Annotated in this window: 22 protein-coding genes and 1 pseudogene; 13 read left to right on the forward strand and 10 right to left on the reverse strand. The window is 53.1% G+C overall.

Annotated features, from left to right (window positions below; translation table 11 throughout):
* The 4 genes and pseudogenes from ACYZYZ_RS09490 to ACYZYZ_RS09505 form a co-directional block, all read left to right on the forward strand.
* Positions 1-442 (forward strand): annotated as a pseudogene (locus ACYZYZ_RS09490) (hypothetical protein); the annotation flags it as partial.
* Between the two features lie 80 nt (positions 443-522).
* Positions 523-1,461 (forward strand): cell division protein ZipA, encoded by a 939-nt coding sequence (zipA, locus tag ACYZYZ_RS09495; RefSeq protein ID WP_461484099.1) that lies wholly within the window; start codon positions 523-525, stop codon positions 1,459-1,461.
* Complete coding sequence (ligA, locus tag ACYZYZ_RS09500; RefSeq protein WP_461484100.1) at positions 1,461-3,494, forward strand: NAD-dependent DNA ligase LigA; 2,034 nt, start codon at positions 1,461-1,463, stop codon at positions 3,492-3,494. The genes zipA and ligA overlap by 1 nt, the downstream gene beginning before the upstream one ends.
* 5 nt (positions 3,495-3,499) lie before the next feature.
* A complete protein-coding gene (locus tag ACYZYZ_RS09505; RefSeq protein WP_461484101.1) occupies positions 3,500-4,750 on the forward strand; it encodes an MFS transporter in 1,251 nt (416 codons plus the stop codon).
* Between the two features lie 13 nt (positions 4,751-4,763).
* Here the strand turns inward: ACYZYZ_RS09505 and ACYZYZ_RS09510 are convergent, their stop codons facing one another.
* The gene (locus ACYZYZ_RS09510; RefSeq protein ID WP_461484102.1) at positions 4,764-5,552 is read right to left on the reverse strand and encodes a TrmH family RNA methyltransferase; all 789 of its coding nucleotides are present in this window, start codon (positions 5,550-5,552) and stop codon (positions 4,764-4,766) included.
* Positions 5,553-5,591: 39 nt separating this feature from the next.
* Between ACYZYZ_RS09510 and ACYZYZ_RS09515 the strand changes: the two genes are divergently transcribed.
* On the forward strand, positions 5,592-5,954 hold the full coding sequence (locus ACYZYZ_RS09515) for a TraR/DksA family transcriptional regulator (RefSeq protein WP_461484103.1): 363 nt from the start codon (positions 5,592-5,594) through the stop codon (positions 5,952-5,954).
* Here ACYZYZ_RS09515 and ACYZYZ_RS09520 read toward each other — a convergent pair.
* The 5 genes from ACYZYZ_RS09520 to ACYZYZ_RS09540 are packed head-to-tail and all read right to left on the reverse strand — an operon-like array spanning position 5,951 to position 9,040.
* Positions 5,951-6,706: a pyridoxine 5'-phosphate synthase gene (locus tag ACYZYZ_RS09520; RefSeq protein WP_461484104.1), complete on the reverse strand. Its 756-nt coding sequence runs from the start codon at positions 6,704-6,706 to the stop codon at positions 5,951-5,953. The genes ACYZYZ_RS09515 and ACYZYZ_RS09520 overlap by 4 nt on opposite strands.
* Positions 6,707-6,708: 2 nt before the next feature.
* Positions 6,709-7,281: a peptidylprolyl isomerase gene (locus tag ACYZYZ_RS09525; RefSeq protein WP_461484105.1), complete on the reverse strand. Its 573-nt coding sequence runs from the start codon at positions 7,279-7,281 to the stop codon at positions 6,709-6,711.
* On the reverse strand, positions 7,281-7,940 hold the full coding sequence (locus ACYZYZ_RS09530; protein WP_305169268.1) for a TIGR04211 family SH3 domain-containing protein: 660 nt from the start codon (positions 7,938-7,940) through the stop codon (positions 7,281-7,283). The genes ACYZYZ_RS09525 and ACYZYZ_RS09530 overlap by 1 nt, the downstream gene beginning before the upstream one ends.
* Positions 7,941-7,999: 59 nt before the next feature.
* Positions 8,000-8,299: a YciI family protein gene (locus ACYZYZ_RS09535; RefSeq protein WP_461484106.1), complete on the reverse strand. Its 300-nt coding sequence runs from the start codon at positions 8,297-8,299 to the stop codon at positions 8,000-8,002.
* A 3-nt stretch (positions 8,300-8,302) separates the two neighbouring features.
* Positions 8,303-9,040, reverse strand: a complete 738-nt coding sequence (locus ACYZYZ_RS09540; protein WP_305169266.1) for a VC0807 family protein — start codon at positions 9,038-9,040, stop codon at positions 8,303-8,305.
* A gap of 226 nt (positions 9,041-9,266) precedes the next feature.
* Here ACYZYZ_RS09540 and ACYZYZ_RS09545 point away from each other — a divergent pair, with 226 nt between their 5' ends.
* The 7 genes from ACYZYZ_RS09545 (at position 9,267) to ACYZYZ_RS09575 (ending at position 14,879) form a co-directional block, all read left to right on the forward strand.
* Positions 9,267-9,443, forward strand: coding sequence for a thiamine pyrophosphate-binding protein (locus ACYZYZ_RS09545; RefSeq protein ID WP_461484107.1), 177 nt, complete (start codon positions 9,267-9,269; stop codon positions 9,441-9,443).
* A gap of 29 nt (positions 9,444-9,472) precedes the next feature.
* A complete protein-coding gene (locus ACYZYZ_RS09550; RefSeq protein ID WP_461484108.1) occupies positions 9,473-10,096 on the forward strand; it encodes an L-threonylcarbamoyladenylate synthase in 624 nt (207 codons plus the stop codon).
* A 48-nt stretch (positions 10,097-10,144) separates the two neighbouring features.
* Complete coding sequence (locus ACYZYZ_RS09555; RefSeq protein WP_461484109.1) at positions 10,145-11,023, forward strand: segregation and condensation protein A; 879 nt, start codon at positions 10,145-10,147, stop codon at positions 11,021-11,023.
* 15 nt (positions 11,024-11,038) lie between these two features.
* Complete coding sequence (gene scpB / locus ACYZYZ_RS09560; protein WP_461484110.1) at positions 11,039-11,707, forward strand: SMC-Scp complex subunit ScpB; 669 nt, start codon at positions 11,039-11,041, stop codon at positions 11,705-11,707.
* Complete coding sequence (gene rluB, locus ACYZYZ_RS09565) at positions 11,707-12,534, forward strand: 23S rRNA pseudouridine(2605) synthase RluB (RefSeq protein ID WP_305169255.1); 828 nt, start codon at positions 11,707-11,709, stop codon at positions 12,532-12,534. Before scpB ends, rluB begins: the two co-directional genes overlap by 1 nt.
* Before the next feature lie 46 nt (positions 12,535-12,580).
* Entirely contained in the window at positions 12,581-13,597 is a 1,017-nt protein-coding gene (locus tag ACYZYZ_RS09570; protein WP_461484111.1) for an NAD-dependent epimerase/dehydratase family protein, read from the forward strand.
* Positions 13,598-13,847: 250 nt separating this feature from the next.
* Positions 13,848-14,879 carry an acyltransferase family protein gene (locus ACYZYZ_RS09575; RefSeq protein ID WP_461484112.1) on the forward strand — a complete coding sequence of 344 codons (1,032 nt, stop codon included), beginning with the start codon at positions 13,848-13,850 and terminating at the stop codon, positions 14,877-14,879.
* Positions 14,880-14,898: 19 nt separating this feature from the next.
* Here the strand turns inward: ACYZYZ_RS09575 and ACYZYZ_RS09580 are convergent, their stop codons facing one another.
* From ACYZYZ_RS09580 to ACYZYZ_RS09595, 4 genes are read right to left on the reverse strand one after another with little or no spacing between them, the layout of a single operon-like run.
* Positions 14,899-15,645 (reverse strand): YciK family oxidoreductase, encoded by a 747-nt coding sequence (locus tag ACYZYZ_RS09580; RefSeq protein ID WP_461484113.1) that lies wholly within the window; start codon positions 15,643-15,645, stop codon positions 14,899-14,901.
* Positions 15,646-15,655: 10 nt separating this feature from the next.
* Entirely contained in the window at positions 15,656-16,333 is a 678-nt protein-coding gene (locus tag ACYZYZ_RS09585) for an HAD family hydrolase (RefSeq protein ID WP_461484114.1), read from the reverse strand.
* A complete protein-coding gene (gene ubiG / locus ACYZYZ_RS09590) occupies positions 16,333-17,040 on the reverse strand; it encodes a bifunctional 2-polyprenyl-6-hydroxyphenol methylase/3-demethylubiquinol 3-O-methyltransferase UbiG (RefSeq protein WP_461484115.1) in 708 nt (235 codons plus the stop codon). Before ubiG ends, ACYZYZ_RS09585 begins: the two co-directional genes overlap by 1 nt.
* A 43-nt stretch (positions 17,041-17,083) precedes the next feature.
* On the reverse strand, positions 17,084-18,406 hold the full coding sequence (locus tag ACYZYZ_RS09595; protein WP_461484116.1) for a TRZ/ATZ family hydrolase: 1,323 nt from the start codon (positions 18,404-18,406) through the stop codon (positions 17,084-17,086).
* Positions 18,407-18,581: 175 nt separating this feature from the next.
* On the opposite strand from ACYZYZ_RS09595, the gene ACYZYZ_RS09600 reads away from it, so the two are divergent.
* On the forward strand, positions 18,582-18,908 hold a 327-nt coding region (locus ACYZYZ_RS09600), incomplete at its 3' end, for a DNA gyrase subunit A (RefSeq protein ID WP_461484117.1).

An 18,908-nucleotide genomic window follows, 5' to 3' on the forward strand; every position in this document is an offset into this window, starting at 1 on the left:
AAACTTTGTCAAGGTCTTCCGCTCCCTCTTTACCGAGCAGGATGACTGTGACCTGACCTTAGTCGATCCGGAAAATCCCCTGGAATCTCCGATCGAAATTATGGCTAAACCCAAGGGCAAACGACCTTTGACGATCAACCAACTGAGTGGGGGTGAAAAGACTTTGACGGCCACTTCCCTACTCTTTTCCATCTATCTGCTGAAGCCAGCACCATTCTGTATTTTCGACGAAGTGGATGCACCGCTGGATGATGCCAACGTGGGACGCTACGCCCGCATGGTGGCGGAGATGTCAGAAAAAGTGCAGTTCATTTATATTTCCCACAACAAGATTGCCATGGAAATGGCTAACCAGTTGATGGGGGTGACCATGCACGAGCCGGGGGTATCACGCCTGGTCAGTGTGGACGTGAATCAGGCCGTGGAATTGGCCGAAGCCTGATTCAGGACAATACACAGCCGGTGTCGAAAGCGGCTATTTCTCATTACAATATTGCTTAAGCCTGACAGGATTTAATGACGATGGAATTTGGAGCTCGCGAAATGATGATTGCTTTGGGTGCTTTGGTAGCCCTGGCAATTTTTCTCGATGTAATCCGTCGCATACGCAATGCCCGTTATGAAAAAATTCATATGCCGCGGCGCAAGCAGCCAATTTTTGATGACGATGATCTTCCCGAAGACTACGGTAGTGAATTGCCCAGTGGTGGTGCCCGGGTGGTGGGTTATCGGGACGATTCCGATGTTGAACAGTTGAGCCGCGAAGTACGGGAACGAGCTGAGGCCAACAAGCCGAAGCTCACCGTGCCCAAGCGTGAGCCAAAACAGAGTTCCCTCAATCTGGGTGATGAAGCAGTCGAACCTAAGCAGGCACAGCCAAATACTGAAGAGCCGCAGGCAAAGGTTGTAGAAGACGAACCCGTGGCTGAGGTGAGAGAAGCGCCAGCTATAGAAAAGAGTAAGCCGGCAGCGCCGACCAAAGAGCAGAAAAAACCCGTGAGTTCTGCTCCGAAAGAGTCCAGGCCGCCTGTGGTGAGTGTGGTCGTACTGCACATGATGGCGCCCCCGGAGGAACCCTTCCCCGGTGAGGATCTGCTGGATTCACTGCTCGGTGCCGGTTTGCGTTATGGCTCAATGAAAATTTTCCACCGCCATGCCGGTGATGACGGTTCGGGCCCAGTGATCTTCAGCGTTGCCAACTCGGTCAACCCCGGTATATTTGATCTCGATAACATGGAAAACTTTTCCACTCCTGGGGTGAGTCTGTTTTTTGCCATGGAAGATGTGGACGATCCGATGAAGGCGTTTACGCTATTGCTCGACGCAGCCAAAAAGATGTCTGCCGAGCTGGGTGGTGTGCTCAAGGACGAAAGTCGAAGCGTACTGACCAAGCAGACAGAAGAACATTACAGGCAGCGTATTACCGATTATTGCCGCAGTCAGCTCTCCGGGATTGAGTAATGACCAAGCCCGACCCGGCGCTGCAGGAAGAGGCTGCGGCCCTTCGTCAGCAGCTGCACGACCACAATTACCGCTATTACGCCCTCGATGACCCCTCTATTCCCGACGCAGAATACGACCGTCTTCTGCGTAGATTGCAACAACTGGAATTGCAGTATCCTTCTCTGAAAACTCCGGATTCACCCACCCAGCGTGTGGGTGCGCCACCGCTTTCTGCCTTTGAGAGCGTTACCCATGAAGTGCCCATGCTGTCCCTGGATAACGCCTTTAGTGACAAGGAACTGGAGGACTTTAACCGCCGTGTCATGGAGCGTTTGAAACGGGACGAACCGGTCAGCTATGTCTGTGAACCCAAGCTCGACGGTGTGGCGGTGAGCTTGCTATACCGGGATGGCGTTCTCGTGCGCGGCGCCACCCGAGGTGATGGCACTACCGGGGAAAACATCACCGAGAATGTGCGCACCATCAAATCCATTCCCCTGCGTCTACAGATGCAGCATCCGCCGAGCAGCCTTGAAGTGCGCGGCGAGATTTATATGCCCAAGGCGGGTTTCGAAAAGCTCAATAATGAGGCGCGGGCGGCGGGTCAGAAATTGTTCGTCAATCCTCGCAATGCTGCGGCAGGTAGTCTTCGTCAGCTGGATTCCAGTATCACGGCATCCCGTCTGCTGGAAATGGCGGTCTACAGTCTGGGTCTGACAGAAGGGCTGGATCTGCCACCTACGCATATGGAAACACTGGGCTGTCTTCGCGAGTGGGGGTTTCTGGTCAATCCGAATATCGAGCTGCACCACGATTTGCGGGGTTGTCTGGCCTACTACGAAAAGATGGCGGAGATACGACCGCAACTGCCCTGTGATATTGATGGCATTGTCTACAAGGTTAACGACTTCTCACTACAACGGCGACTGGGCTTCGTGGCTCGGGCACCCCGTTGGGCTATCGCCCGTAAGTTTCCAGCTCAGGAAGAAATGACCCGCCTGCTGGGTGTGGAATTTCAGGTGGGACGAACAGGTGCGGTCACCCCGGTAGCTCGCCTTGAACCCGTGTTTGTCGGTGGTGTCACTGTCAGTAACGCTACTCTGCACAATCAGGATGAAGTCGCACGCCTGGGGCTGAAAATTGGTGACTCGGTGATCATACGGCGGGCCGGGGATGTCATTCCCCAGGTGGTTAAGGTGGTGGAGGAACGGCGTCCTGCCGATGCCCGGGAGATTACTTTTCCCGATCACTGTCCGGTGTGCGGGTCTCCTGTGGAGCGGGTGGCGAATGAAGCGGTTGCCCGATGTTCCGGTGGTCTGATATGTGCTGCCCAGCGAAAGCAGGCTATTAAACATTTTGCTTCGCGCAAGGCTATGGATATCGACGGTTTGGGTGACAAATTGGTGGAGCAGTTGGTCGATCAGGGCTTGGTGCATTCTGTGGCAGATATCTACCGGCTTTCCCGGGAACAGCTTGCAGCACTGGATCGCATGGCTGACAAGTCAGCAGCAAACCTGATTGATGCGCTGGAAGCTTCCAAACAGATTACTTTGCCGCGTTTTATTTATGCATTGGGCATTCGTGAGGTGGGCGAGGCGACAGCACGCAGCCTGGCACAGCATTTTGGAAATCTCGATGAGCTTCAGTCCGCCAGCCCTGAAACCCTTCAGGAGGTGCCGGATGTGGGGCCGGTGGTGGCCCACTTTGTCTGGGAGTTTTTTCAGCAGGCCGAAAACCTGGACGTCATCGGGTCATTAAAAGATGTTGGCGTACACTGGCCAGACCCGAGCCCTGCCGATACCTCTGAGCAGCCTCTTGCCGGGCAGACCTGGGTGCTAACAGGCACCCTGGAGACGATGGGGCGCGCCGAGGCCAAGGAAAAATTACAGCAGCTTGGCGCCAAAGTGTCGGGCAGTGTGTCCGCCCGATCAGCCTGTGTGGTGGCCGGTCCCGGTGCTGGCTCGAAGTTGGCCAAAGCCCGGGAGCTTGATATTCCGGTAGTGGATGAGGCTGCGTTGCTGGAACTTTTCCGGAATCATCAGCTGATCTAACCCCCATGTCCCCTCAAGCCCCCACTAACAGCCCCACAGGAAGTTTTCGCGCCTATTTACAGGGGGTTGGCAGCAGCTCCATGGCTCAGGGGTTGCAGATTGTGTTGTTTCCCTGGTTACTGGTAGGTGTGCTGGGTGAAACCCCAGAGCGCGTCGGATTGGGGCAAATGGCCTTGATGTTACCCCAATTGCTTTTCGTTCTCTGGGGTGGTGTGTTGTCGGATAACCGCCACCCCGGACGTCACCTGCTGCGCTTGTATCTGTTGTATAACCTGCCTTGCCTGATGTTGCTGGCTGCCCTGGTGACAGGGCACCTGACCTACGGCCTGATGCTGGTGTTCGGTTTTGTGTTCGGCACGATCACCGCCTTTGTTCAACCAGCTCGGGAAAGCCTGCTATCCAGGGTCGTGGATACCCAATTGCAACAGGCGGTTGCCCGGGCATCGTTTGTGCAATTCACGGCCCAGAGCATTGGGATTGTGCTGGCGGGTTACCTGGAACAGGTCAGCTTGCCACTGTTGTTACTTGTACAGCTGCTATTGCTGAGTGTGTCTGGATGGTTCCTGCACCGCAGCCTTGGGACGTTGAGTGAAGCGAAATGCCGGCACAGTGGATCGACCTGGCAGGAGATGAAATCCGGGTTGCAGTTGGTAAGGCAAGACCCCCGGCTGCTGCAGTTGATGATGATTGTCGCCGCTACTGGTTTTCTCGGGTTCGGCATGTATCTGGTTGCCATGCCGCTGCTGACCCGTGAGGTTTATCATCAGGGGGCCGCCTTCTTCGCCTGGATTCAGTTCAGCTTTATGTTCGGGGTGATTTTGTCTAATCTGGTGATCATTCGCCTGGTGGGCCGCTTCGCCAAACCCGGCAGAATATTGTTGGTCAGCCTGATGGTGCGAGGTTTCTTTCTGGTGGTGATTTCCCTGCACCCGCCCCAGTGGCTGCTGTTTCTGACTATTGTGCTGTGGGGCGGCGCTTCCGGTTTGGCGATGATGCTGGGTCGCTCCATGACCCATGAAGAATCCCCGCAGGCCTACCGGGCCAGAGTTGTGTCTGTTTACCAGTTGGCATTGTTCGGTTCGGCACCTATTGGTGCCTGGTTGAGTGGCCAGGCCATCGCGGCATTTGGTGTACTGCCGGCCATTGGTGTGCTCGGGTTGTTGACGGTTGTGGCTGCGATTGTCGCCATGTTATTCAGCGACCTCTGGAAACAGCAAGGGCCTAAACGAACCAGCTTATCTTCAGCATCAGAATAACAACTGAACGGGGTCAATATTCTCCACGAAAGGCCAGCAGGGCAGCTGTCACGGCGACGTTGAGGGACTCCACCTTATTGTGCATGGGAATGCGCACATGGGCATCACAGCAGGCATGGACTTGTGGGCTCACACCTTCCGTCTCATTACCGAGCACATAGACCACAGGAGCCGTCGGCTGGAAATCCGCAAGACGCTGTTCGCTGTGTGAGGAAAGTGTACAGGCGGTAATCCCCAACTCTTTAAGTGTTGTCAGTGCATCCGCAAGGTTGTCACAGTGAATTAAACGACTTTTGAACAGGGTGCCGGCGCTGGCTTTGATTACCAGGGGAGAAATGGATGCCATGCCTTGCCTGGGTAGTAGAATTCCGTGGCAGGGGCTGGCGGTAACCGAGCGAATGATCATGCCTAGGTTCTGTGGGTTAGTGACACCATCCAGGGCGATCAGGCTGAAATGACCACTGGGCGGGTTGGCAACAAAATCTTCCAGCTGCAGGTGGTGAGGGCAGTCAAGGTCAGCGGCAACGCCCTGATCCTGCTTGCCGTTTCGGGAGATTCGGGAAAGCGCCAGTCGGTCGTGATAGCAAATTTCAATCTCCCGTTTTTTCGCCAGTGCTTTGATCTCCTCGATAATTCCACCGGGTTTGTTGGTGTCCGCGAGGTGTACCCGGTAGCAGGGTATATTTCTGTCTTGCAGTGCCTCCAGAACCGGTTTTCGACCGTAGATGGTCAGTAGTCTCCCGAAGAAGCGTTTGCGCTGCTGGTAGTTGTTCTGGGGGTTGTGATCAGCCTGCTTTTTCATGGCGTTATCAGTATGAATTCAAAGGGCTATTATAGAGCGATGGAACCCTTAACGGACCAGCAATTACAGCAATTTCAGTTGCAGCTGACGGAGCTGAAGCAGGAGCTTTTTTATTTACTGGAAATATCTTCGGCGGCTAGTGATGTGGTGACGCTTGATCAATCCCGGGTTGGGCGATTGTCGCGCATGGATGCCATGCAGCAACAGCAGATGAGTCAGGCCAGTCGAGCTTCATATCGGCTGCGCTTGCTTGCAGTGGAACGCGCGCTGAAATTGTTTGAAACGGGCGATTACGGATACTGTGAAGACTGTGGCGAGTGCATCGACCCTCGTCGCCTGGAGATCAAGCCTGAGTCACTACTCTGCCTTGGCTGCCAGCAGGCCCGTGAAGGCGGCCATTAAGCTGAAGTAAGAATCTTTTTATAGGCTTCCACGGCATTGCCAAGTCCCATGGCGATGGCATCCACCGTGAGGGCGTGGCCAATGGAAACCTCCAGCAGCCCGGGGATGGTGGCGTACATGGCGAGGTTTTTCAGGTTCAGATCGTGACCGGCATTGAGCCCCAGACCCAGCTCCATAGCTAGTTCAGCTGCTCGATAATGTTGCTGAAAAACCTCTTCCTGCTGCTGGGTTCCCCAGGCGGCTGCGTAGGGGCCTGTGTAGAGTTCAATTCTGTCAGCGCCCACCTCTTTAGCGAGACGAATCTGCTCCTCAATAGGGTCCATGAAGAGGCTGACGCGTATGCCGAGGGATTTCAGGTGCTCTATGATTGGGGCGACCTGGTCTGCCGAGCGGGTCAGATCAAATCCGTGATCCGATGTCAGCTGGTTGTCGCTGTCGGGGACCAGTGTGCACTGGTCCGGACGAACTTCTTCCACCAGGGAAATAAACCCTGGGTAGGAGCCTCTGGGTGGCGCAAAGGGGTTGCCCTCAACGTTGAATTCGAGGTCGCCAAGGGGCAACAGTAAGGACGACAGCTCCCTGACATCACCGGTGCGAATGTGCCGCTGGTCGGGTCTGGGATGTACGGTGATACCGTTTGCGCCATGCTCAATACATGTCCGGGCGTGCGCGATGACGTCCGGGTAGTTGCCTTCCCTGGAGTTGCGAATCAGAGCAATTTTGTTGAGATTGACGCTGAGAGCTGTGGACACGCTTACTCGTCACCAATAACACGTGCGCTGACGATATGAATCGGTTTTGTGGGCACATCGCCATAGGGGCCAACCTGGCCGGTGGGGACAGCCGAAATTTTATCGACGACGTCCATTCCTTCGGTCACCTTTCCGAACACCGTGTAACCTGCATTCTGGCCACTGCGGTCAAGAAAGTGATTATCCACGGAGTTGATAAAGAATTGGGCCATGGCGCTGTCGGGATCATTCGTGCGTGCCATTGCCACACTTCCGCGAACATTTTTAAGTCCGTTGTAGGCTTCGTTTCTGACGGGTCTGCCCGACGGCTCTCTGGGACTCATGTATTCATTGAAGCCGCCCGCCTGAATCATGAAGCCTTTAATAACCCGGTGAAAAACCAGGCCATCATAGTGCTTGGCTTTGACGTAATTGCTGAAGTTGGCCACTGATTTGGGAGCTTTATCTGGGTAGAGTTCCATCTTGATATCGCCCATGCTGGTGGTCAGCAGTATGTGTACCGGCTTTGATTCTTCGGCATGTAGTGACAGTGCAGAGAATGCGAGTAAAACGGTAAGGATAATTTTTTTCATCATTAAGCCCATTCAGAAAAGCGTTTACGTTTTTTCAGACGCGGGAGGAGCAGTGTTAACAGAGAACCCATGACCACGGCCAGTGCTCCGTAGAGAAACCAGGTGTTGCGCTCGTTATTCGACAGCCGCTCATTGGAGGCTTTGAGAACGTCGATTTCACTCTGTAGCATGCCGTTTCGCTCCAGAAGCTCCTTGTTTTGCTGGCTGATCGCGACCGCGTTGGCAGAGATTTTCTTGATGGACTGCAGTTCACTACTGATGCCCTCGTTATTACTCTGCAGACTTTCCAGGTGACTGGTCAGCTGATCGTTCTCTTCCTGCAATAAAGCCAGCTGTTCCTTAAGCTGCGTGGCCTGTTGTTCAGCAGCAGCTGTTCTTTCCTTCATGCTTTCGATTAGCTTGCGCGCAGTTGGTTCATTTTGCAGGTAATGGGAGGGCATCCAGCCGTCGAGGCCGCTCGAGGTGGTGACATGACTCCATCCCTCTGCGTTGGTTTCCACCAGGGTCATTGCTGTGCCACTTTTGATGCCCTTGTGCAGAATGCTGCAGCGGGGGCAGGGTGAGGAGCGAAGCGGTACACGATATTCATCTGAAACATAAACCGTTTCAGCCTGAAGGTTGAAGGCGAGCAAGACGAGAATTGCCGCAGTAATTATCCTCATGGTAGATCCTGTTTTCGGTAATAACTTTCGGTAACAATTTTAGGTAACAATGCCCCGTTTTAGGGAAGTACTTTTTTAAAGGGCTTGACGGTCACATTGGCGTATACACTAGCAGTAATGTAGGGGTCTTCGTCTGCCCACAACTGGGCATCCTGAAGTGAGTCAAACTGGGCTATGACCAGGCTGCCGGTGAAGCCAGCATCCCCGGGATTTTCACTGTCGATTGCAGGATGCGGTCCGGCCACCAGTAGGCGGTCCTGAGTTTTCAGGGCCTCCAGTCTTGCCAGGTGGGCGGGGCGGGCCGTGAGCCGTTTGGCCAGACTGTTTTCGGTGTCTTCACTGATAATGGCGTACCACATGAACTATTTTCCCTTTTTCTCGTGATGGTGAATAACGTCTTCGAGCGTTAGTCCGGTCAATCGAGTGATACCCCGAAAGAGATAAAACAGAGCTCCCATCAGCACAATCATTGCCGGCAAGGCAATGACGGGAAAACTCAAGGCCGTCATTTTGCCTAACTGTTCATTAAACTCAACCGTTCCCGGCTGGCTGGTAATTAGGAGGGTCGCCAGCAGGTAATTAAGCAATGAAGAGAGGAAAAAAGAACCTGCTACCAAGCAAGAGGCGTTAGCCAACAATCTTTCAAAATTCCTACCGTTGCCATTTTCCTGCAACGCCAGGGCAATTTTATCGGTTTGTAAAATTTTGTCGTTGTAGAGAAAGGTTTTGACCAGTGGGTAGGGGGTTTTGAGAGAGACAAGGGTGGCCACCCCGAAAATTGCAGGCACCATAGCTTCTTTTATCGCAATGTAAGCCGGGTCCAGTTCCAACAGGCTGATCCCTCCAGTCAGCAACACGCTGATCGTCCCCAGTGCCGAAAAAAAGTTGATTTTGCGGGACTGGACAAAGTCTTTCAGGCCGTAGGTCAGGGGAAAAGCCAGCGCAACCACTACTCCCCATTGGGTGCCCAGATATTCGTCACCGCTGAGTTTGGTGAGAATTACCGTAGGCAGAATAATATTGAAGAGCAGGTTGAGAAGGAGGTTTTCACTTTTAGGGGGCTCTTTACGACTAATGTCTGTAGGGGAAGATTGTGTCATCAAGTTACAAGTCAGGGGGTGTGAAAAGTGGTTAATTGTAAGGGATAGCGGGTGTGGAATCGAGGCTGAAAAATACTGCCCACTTCGCTAAATTGATTCCGTGTGCCATTCGGAAATTTGCACCTTTCATGGTTGAATTTTAAGCAAAAATAAGGCAATAATGGCTAAACTGCCAAAACAGATTTAAGAAATATCCATATCCTTTTGATAAGTAAGAGAAATTTTTATGGATGCTCTCAGGGTTGGCAAGCAAAATGCAAATCTCTCAATGGGTGAAAAAATGGAATTTGGTGACCTGCTCATAGCCTATCTCGAGCAATTGGGTGTGGAGTATGTATTTGGAGTGCCGGGAGGTGCCATTGAGCCTTTCTACAGCGCCCTTCCGCTCACTGCTGTGAGATAATGGCTACAGTCAGCATACAGTAGCGATCCATGAGCCAGTTTTTTACCATTCATCCGGACAATCCCCAGTTACGCCTGATACATCAGGCGGTTGAAATCATCAGGCAAGGGGGGGTCATTATTTACCCGACGGACTCGGCCTACGCCATAGGCTGTCATATAGGTGATAAAAAAGCACTGGACAGAATTCGGCAGATTCGTCATCTGGACAAGCATCATAATTTTACGCTGGTCTGCCGGGATCTCTCAGAATTGGCGCTGTACGCTAAAGTTGACAATCAGGTTTATCGTACGCTGAAGGCCCACACCCCGGGCTCCTACACGTTTATTCTGGAGGCAACCTCAGAGGTGCCACGCCGACTGATGCACCCAAAACGGAAAACCATCGGTCTGAGAGTGCCGGCAAACCCTATTGCTCTGGCGCTGTTGGAAGAGTTGGGGGAACCTTTAATGAGTGTGACCTTGATTATGCCGGATGACGAATATCCACTGACAGATCCCTACGATATTCGGGATATGCTTGAGCGCAGGGTGGATTTGATTATTGATGGCGGATTTTGCGGGCTGGAAATGACTACCGTCGTTGATTTGACCGGGGATACCCCTGAAATCATCAGACAGGGTGTCGGGCAATTCGAAGACTTCCTCACCTGAATACAGCTTCCATGTGTGCCGCTGGTCGCAGCAGCGAATCAAAGTATAATGGCCCTTTCCACCAGCGCGAACCGTGGTTCCATGGCACCCCAAACAGTTCCAGAAGTAGACCCCTCTCAGGATATCCCGGCAGCGGAGCTTCATTCCCATCCGCTTCAGGAAGAAATGCCGTTCGCTATGATCATGGGGCGACAGATTACCGAGCTCCCCAAGGATCTGTATATCCCTCCCGAAGCTCTGGAAGTTTTTCTCGAGGCGTTTGAAGGCCCGCTGGATCTGTTGCTCTATATGATCCGCAGGCAAAATCTCGATATTCTCGAAATCAATGTGGCGGAGATTACCCGCCAATATATGGCTTATATCGATATGATGCAGGCCATGCAACTGGAGCTGGCAGCTGAGTACCTGTTGATGGCAGCCATGCTGGCTGAAATAAAATCCCGTATGCTGCTGCCGCGGCAGGCTGTAGAGGAAGAAGAGGAAGATCCTCGAGCAGAATTGATTCGGCGGTTGCAGGAGTACGAGCGCTTCAAGCAGGCGGCAGAAGATATTGATGAATTACCCCGCTTGGGTCGTGACGTCTTTATGGCGACGGCAAAAGAGCCCGACCGGCAAAGCGAGCGCCCCCAGCCGGATGTGGCTATGAAAGAAATACTGCTGTCACTGGCTGATGTGCTGCGCCGTGCTGAAATGTTTGAGAGTCACAAGGTGCAGTTGGAGAAGTTGTCGACCCGGGAGCGTATGTCCCAGGTGATGGAAACACTGCGTGACAAGCAGTTCGTACCGTTTGTCAGCCTGTTTCGACTCAGCGAAGGGCGCAGTGGTGTGGTCGTCACTTTTCTCGCCATCATGGAGCTCATCAAGGAGTCTTTGGTCGAGATAGTGCAGAGTGAATCCTATGGTCCCATCCATGTGAAAGCGCGTTAACGAGTAAAGGAAAAAATGGATAACGATCACCTAAAAAAAATTGTAGAGGGCGCGCTCCTGGCATCGGGACGTTCTCTGGATATCGGGCACCTGCAGGGGTTGTTTGATATTGACCAGGTGCCGGCAAAAGATCAGTTGCTCGCAGTGCTTGAGGATATTGAGAATGAGTGTGGCAACCGGGGCTATGAACTGACCAAAACCGCCAGTGGGTACCGTTTTCAGGTGCGCCAGGAGCTGGCGCCCTGGATTAATCGACTGTGGGAAGAAAAACCTAAAAAATATTCACGGGCGCTGCTTGAGACACTGGCCTTGATTGCTTATCGGCAGCCGCTGACACGTGGTGATATTGAAGAGATTCGTGGCGTGTCGGTCAGTTCCGAAATCGTCAAAACCCTGCTGGAGCGGGAGTGGGTGAGAGTTGTTGGTCACCGGGATGTTCCCGGGCGTCCGGCGCTGTACGCAACAACCCGCGAATTCCTCGATTATTTCAATCTCAAGAGCCTGGAAGATTTGCCCGCACTGAGTGAGATCCGCGATATTGACAGTATTGACCCTGAGCTCTCACTACAGGTCGCTGAGACAACAGAAAACGCAGAGGAACAACTATCTGATTCTCTTGAGGAATCAGCGGTCGAGCAGGAAATGCCCGAGTCAGATGAAGAAAGCAGGGTGCAACAGAACTGATGGCAGATAAGTTGCAAAAAGTACTGGCTGCGGCCGGTTATGGATCGCGCCGGGAACTGGAACAGTGGATCAGTGATGGCCGTGTGCAGGTCAATGGTCGGGTTGCCAAATTGGGTGACCGTGTTTCCGCGGATGACACGGTGATTGTAGATGGCAAACGAGCCAGATTGCTTGGCACGGACCAGCGTATTCGGGTGCTTGTTTACAACAAGCCAGAAGGTGAAGTTTGTACCCGTTCTGATCCCGAGGGAAGAAAAACCGTATTTGACCGCCTGCCCAGATTGAGTGGTGAGCGGTGGATTGTTGTTGGTCGCCTCGATATCAACACCACGGGCCTGTTGTTGTTTACCAATAACGGAGAGTTGGCCAACCGTCTGATGCATCCCTCGTACGAGGTGGATCGTGAGTATCTGGTGCGTGTGCACGGGCAAGTGGATGATGCCATGATCAAGCGCCTCAGGGAGGGCGTTTTGCTGGATGATGGCATCGCCAAATTCAGCGATGTGGTGCCTGGAGAGCGCGTTGGCAGTAATGGCTGGTATACGGTGGCACTGATGGAAGGTCGCAATCGTGAAGTCCGGCGTCTTTGGGAATCACAGGGTGTGGAAGTGAACCGCCTCAAGCGGGTACGTTTTGGCCCGATCTTCATGCCTTCCTATGTGCGCAAGGGACAGTGGATTGAGCTGGATGACAAGTCGCTATCCGATGTGTTGTCTGCCGTGGATCTATCTGTTCGCAAAAAGCAGCGGCAACAGGCGCCGCAAGATAAAAAACGTTGGGATCGACAGTTGAAGCGTCTGCGCTCCAGAGGGCCGTCCAGCCGCTAGTCATTCCAGGGTCACTTTCTGAAGCCGTTGCAGGGTCGCGGGGTTTATGTCGAATAAGGAAAAACACGCTTTTATTACCGGCGCCACAGGTTTTGTCGGAGGCGCCTTGGCCGAAAAGCTCACTGCTGATGGCTGGACAGTAACAGCGCTGGTTCGTCCCCAAAGTGATACTGCAAGGCTCAGTGCTTTGGATGTTTCTCTGGCCTTTGGCGATGTTTGTCAGCCTGAAGGCCTGGCCGAGGCCATGTCCGGTGCGAATGTGGTATTCCATTGCGCGGCCCTGACAGGGGTAGGCCACCGCAGCGCAGATATTCACCGTGTGATTGCACAAGGCACGAACAATCTGCTGGATGCCGCCTGTAAATCGGGGATACAGCGTTTTGTGTATGTCAGCAGCGTTGCGGTTTATGAATTGAGTGATGCGGGTGTTTGCGATGAACAGCATGCATTGCTGAGCAGTAGTATTGATCCCTATGCTCAAGCGAAAATTGCTGCTGAGAAAGCCTGCCTCGAAGCGTGTCACGTGGGGCAGTTAGAAACTACTATCGTCAGGCCGGTATTTATATACGGACCAGGAGACCGTCGCGGCGGTTTCCTTCCAGAGCTGGTGAAGATGATATCTAACGGCAAGTTCAAGTTGATTGGTGGTGGACATAATCGGGTCCCGTTGGTGTATATCAATGACTTGGTAGACATGTTGTTGCTTTGTGCGATCCGTCAGGAATCGGTAGGTCAGGTATACAACGTATGTTCTAATCATTCACCTACATGGCAGGAGTTGGTGACAGCACTTTGTGCTGAATTCCACTTGACGCAACCCGCCACAGTGCCTACTGGGTTGGTAAAGTCCGCAGCCGGACTCCTGGAAATTCTGGCTAAGGCAAAATTATTAAAAACGCTGCCAGTCAGTAAGACAGCCGCGCAGTTACTGTCCGGAGATTTTCAATTCCCCATCGGCAAGGCTGCTCGTGATTTGGCGTATACCCCAAAGGTGAGCTTTCCCGAGGGCTTTTCCACCACACTGCCCAGCCTGAAATCTCTTCGAAATTCTGGTGAGTGCTAAAAGGAATACAAGTGTCAGACGTTCTCGGTCCCTTTTCCCTACGCCGAAATATACAGATACTGCTCAGGCCAGAAGCGGGACAGTTGCGACCCATTGATGGGTTGCGAGCGCTGTCAATTCTGCTGGTTCTGGCTGTCCACTGTGTTTGGTTCCTGTCAATATTTGAATCATCCGCGCCTGCTTTTTTCTACAGCTCGCCTATCTGGCTAAACTGGGTATTTAACGGAGAGTTGGGCGTCGACGTTTTTTTGTGATCAGTGGTTTTCTGATTTCCTCCATTTTGATGACTGAATATCGCAATAGTCACACGATTCGTTTTGGGCATTTTTACAAACGACGTTTTATGCGATTGATGCCTGCATACTTGCTTGCTATGGGCCTGGGCTTAATGGCGTTGCCGAACGGGCAATATGTGTGGACCAATTTGCTCTACATCAACAACCTGTTCCCTGCCAACACGCATTTCATGCCCTGGACATGGTCTTTGGCGATTGAAGAACAGTTTTATTTCCTGTTCCCGCTGCTGCTGTTGTGGGTTATGCGACATCGTAGTCCAGTGCGCTTGTTGGGGGTAGCTGCGGTAGCCTTTCTGGGTTCCCTGCTGATTCGTTATCTGATTATTCATTACCATGAGCTGTCTTTGCCCATTTGTTGGTATGAAAACTCCTGTGAGGGGTTTTTTGATGTGATCGACGCTATCTATGTAAAACCCTGGGCTCGCTTTGGGAGCTTCTTGCCGGGCATTTTTGCCGCATATTTCCACGTTTTTTACGGAGAGCAGCTTAGGGTGGTGTTTCACCGTTATCGCAGATTGGTGGGGCTGTTAACACTGGTTTCCCTAATCACAGTGTTGTTCGTCTTATCCGTGCCGGTCAATAATCAACAAGCATATTTTTCTCAGTTCTGGGGTACGCTTTACTACGTCGGTTATCGTAATTTATTTACTGTAGCCGTGGGTGTCATTCTACTGGCAACCTTGTACTGCAACGTTGGTTTGAGTGGTTTTTTGGCAACGTGTTTGTCATCACGTATTCTTTACCCCGTCGGACAGCTAGCCTATTCCACTTATCTTTTTCATCCCTTTGTCATTGGTGGTATATACACCGGTATATTCCAGATGGCTCCGCAACTGCCAACTATCCAGAAAATTGCTCTCGCTACAGTTATCGGAGTGCCGATGAGTTTGATGGTGGCAGGGCTTGTCTATCTTTTCGTAGAGCGCCCCTTTATGAATATGCGCGGTCGGCAGAGACAAGTTTCACAGTCATTGGTAGAAAGTTGAATTCGGACTGAGCGGGAGCTTATTGCGCGTCCACTGACCGGCCAGTAATGCCCTGGCTGTCATCACCCATCAAATACAGATAGGCTGGCATGATCTCCTGCGGGGTTTTCACTGACGCTGGGTTTTCCGCCGGGTAGGCAACAGCCCGCATGCGGGTGCGTGTGGCGCCTGGATTTATGCAGTTGACACGAATATTGCTGGTGCCATCCAGCTCATTGGCGAGTACCTGACAGAGGCCTTCTGTGGCAAATTTGGAGACTGCATAGGCGCCCCAGAAAGGTTTGCCCACACGTCCCACTCCGGAGCTGGTGAAGATAATGGAGGCGTGATCCGCCTTTTCCAGCAGGGGCAGTAACGACTTGGTCATCAGAAACTGAGCAGTAACATTGACCTGCATGACTTTCTGCCAGCTCTCGAGTTTATAGTTGGCGATAGGTGTGCGTTGACCCAATTCCCCTGCGTTGTGTAACAGGCCATCCAGCTTTCCAAAGATTTCCTCAAGACGGTCGTGCATATCCTGATAGTCTTTTTCTACTGCGCCATTCAGACAGATGGGGTAGATCCCCGGCTGGGGACCTCCAGCAGCTTCAATTTCATCGTAGACCGCTTCCAGCTTGGGCACTGTGCGGCCGATCAGAATAACGGTGGCTCCGTGGGCGGCAAAGGTCTTGGCGGCAACCGCGCCGATCCCGTCACCGGCTCCGGTGACGGCGATGACTTTATTTTCTAACAGCCTGTCAGGTGCCTGGTAGTTTTTTGGATTCATGGGTTTTCCTTTAAAAAATCAGGTTGGCCAGCTGAGTGGCAGATGCCACCGTGTGGTGGGCTCCCCAGTCGTTGGGGTCCTCATCTTCACTGAGGTAGCCGTAGGCCGCGGCAATGGTTGCGGTACCGGCCCGGAGACCAGCTTCAATGTCACGAAGGTGATCGCCAATAAAGACCGCTTCATGCGGTTCAATATTGATCTGTTGCAAGGCTAGCAACACGGACTCAGGATCAGGCTTGGTGCGTTGTACATGATCGGGACAGATAACAGTGGCGGGTGGTGGCCACAACGGTAGCTGATCAAGAATGGCCAGGGTGTAGCGCTCAGGTTTGTTGGTGACAATACCCCAGGGTATGTTGTGTTGTGCCAGTTTTGATAGCAGTTCTGAGATGCCAGGGAAGGGCCGGGTACGGTCCGCGAGATTGTCAAAATACAGGGTCAGCAATTCCTGGCGTATGGGTTCGAAATCCGGATGTTCCGGCTCCAGCTGGAAGACCTTGTTGATGATGCCTGCTGAGCCATGGGTTACCAGGCGGCGGATGTTTGCTTCGTCGAGCAGGGGCATTCCTTTGCTGTGCAGTAATTGATTAGTGCAGGTGAGAAAGTCCGGTGCCGTGTCCAGCAGGGTGCCGTCCAGGTCGAACAGCACAGCGCGGTATTTTGGTGTGGTGGTGAGTGGCTCAGACATCAGGCAGGTTTGCGGGCGTAAACCATGTAGTTGACGTCCACATCGCGCTCATCAAGACGGTAGCGACGTGAAAAAGGGTTATAAACCAGCCCTGTCATATCCTGCAGTTCCAACCCGCAGTCGCGTATCCAGATGCCAAGCTCGGAAGGGCGAATGAATTTGCTGTATTCATGGGTACCCTTGGGCAACATTCTCAGCAGGTATTCCGCGCCGACAACGGCGAACAGGTATGACTTCGGGTTGCGGTTGATGGTGGAAAAATACAGGTGGCCGCCAGGTTTGACCAGTCGGGAGCAGGCTTTGATGACGGAAAGTGGGTCCGGCACATGCTCCAGCATTTCCAGGCAGGTGACAACATCAAAGGTTTCGGGTTGTTGTTCCGCCATTTCTTCAGCGGTACAGCGCTGGTAATTGACGGCAATGCCGCTTTCCAGGCCATGTAACTGGGCCACGGCCAGCGGGGCTTCCCCCATATCAATGCCAGTCACATCTGCGCCTCGGTGGGCCATCGCCTCGGCGAGAATGCCCCCGCCACAGCCGACATCAAGCAATTTGCATTCCGCAACCGGGGAGCGTTCATCAATCCAGTTGGCACGCAGCGGGTTGATGTCATGCAGGGGTTTGAATTCACTTTCCCGGTCCCACCAGCGGCTAGCCAAAGCTTCAAATTTGGCAATTTCAGCGCGGTCTATATTGGGTGCGGGCATCGGTTGTTCCGGGTGTGTTCTGGTTAATTGGGAGCTGAACTGGTTACGCATCAACCAGTTTGCGGCGCCACAGTTTGGCCTTGGTCAGTACTTCCATTTCATTGACGGTCAGCAATTGTCGGTCTGCCATTAGGGCTGTGCCGTTGACCCAGACATGACTGACTCGACTGCCTGACTGAGTGTAGACCAGTTGAGAGGCCGGATTATACAGCGGTTCGGTTTCAATTGTCCCCAGTGCGACTGCGGCCAGATCCGCCGCCTTGCCGGGTTCGATGCTGCCAATATGGTCAGCCCAGCCTAAGGCACGGGCGCCGTTAATGGTGGCCAGGCGCAGTGCCTGGTGAGCGTCGACGACAGTGGGGTCGCCGGCTACAGCTTTGGCGACCAGGGTTGCCGTATTGAGCTCGCCGAAAATGTCTAGGTCATTATTGCTGGCTGCGCCATCGGTGCCAATCGCGACATTGATGTCGGCTTCAAGTAATTTCGCCACCGGGCACAGACCGCTGGCCAATTTCAGGTTGGACTGTGGACAGTGAATTACCTGGGCATTGAATGCGGCGATGGTTTCTATATCCGTGTCGTCCAGGGTAGTCATATGTACGCACTGGGTGAGTGGTGAGAAGAATTCCAGCTCTTTCAGGCGTTGGATGGGTCGCACGCCATATTGTTTGATGCTGGTGGCGACTTCCTCTGCTGTTTCGTGGAGGTGAATCTGAACAGAGGTCTCCAGCTCCTCGGAGTATGTGGCAATTTTGCGCAGTGGTTCATCGCTCACGGTGTAGGGTGCATGGGGGCCAAAAGCTATCCTGATCAGTTCGCGACCCTTGTAGTCGTCCCGGAGTTGCAGGCCTTTGTGGATGTATTCGTCGGGGCCGCGCCCCCATGGCGAAGGAAAATCAAAAACCGGAAAGGCAATCTGGCTGCGCATACCCGCTTGTATCGCCGCTTTGGCAGAACTCTCCGGGAAGAAATACATATCGGAAAAACAGCTGGTGCCACTGCGAATCATCTCTGCAATGGCCAGTTCTGTACCGTCCTGAACGAATTCTTCGTTCACCCAGCGCATTTCTGCTGGCCAGATGTGCTCTTCGAGCCAGGTTTTGAGCGGATAGTCATCTGCGAAGCCGCGCAGTAAAGTCATGGCGGCATGGCCGTGGGCATTGACCAGCCCCGGTATCAGCACGTGGTTGCCGAGTTCCACCTGCTGGCGGGGGCTGTATTTGCGCTTTGCCTCTGCCGAAGGTAACAGGGCAGTGATGTTGCCGCCGTCGATGGCGACGCTGCAATCTTCATAGACCTGATCCTCGGGAATGACCGGAATAATCCAGCGCGCTGAAATCAGCAAATCGATGGGTTCATTGGTCATGGTTCGGCGATCCTGTAACGGCCTTGGGGCAGGGCAGTATACCCGCAGAAAAAAGATCATTAAACAAAGGGATACAGAGGCGTCGCGGGCCGGTTTTATGGTATGATCGCGCGCTTGTTTTGGCGCTATTTGGCGCCTCGGCACAAAACAAGCATAAAGGGGATTGAGCACCAGCATGGGTGAATTAGCTAGAGAAGTCCTGCCCGTCAATATTGAAGACGAACTGCGCCAGTCGTACCTCGATTACGCCATGAGCGTCATCGTCGGTAGAGCGCTGCCCGATGTACGCGATGGCCTAAAGCCGGTGCATCGTCGAGTGCTGTTTGCCATGAACGTGCTGAATAACGACTGGAATAAACCCTACAAGAAGTCGGCACGGGTTGTGGGTGACGTGATTGGTAAATATCACCCCCACGGTGATTCCGCTGTTTACGACACGATTGTGCGGATGGCGCAGCCGTTCTCGCTGCGTTACATGCTGGTGGATGGCCAGGGAAACTTC

Origin of the sequence: Porticoccus sp. (genome assembly GCA_023261185.1) — a bacterium.
In the GTDB taxonomy this organism is placed as follows: Bacteria; Pseudomonadota; Gammaproteobacteria; order Pseudomonadales; family Porticoccaceae; genus Porticoccus; species Porticoccus litoralis.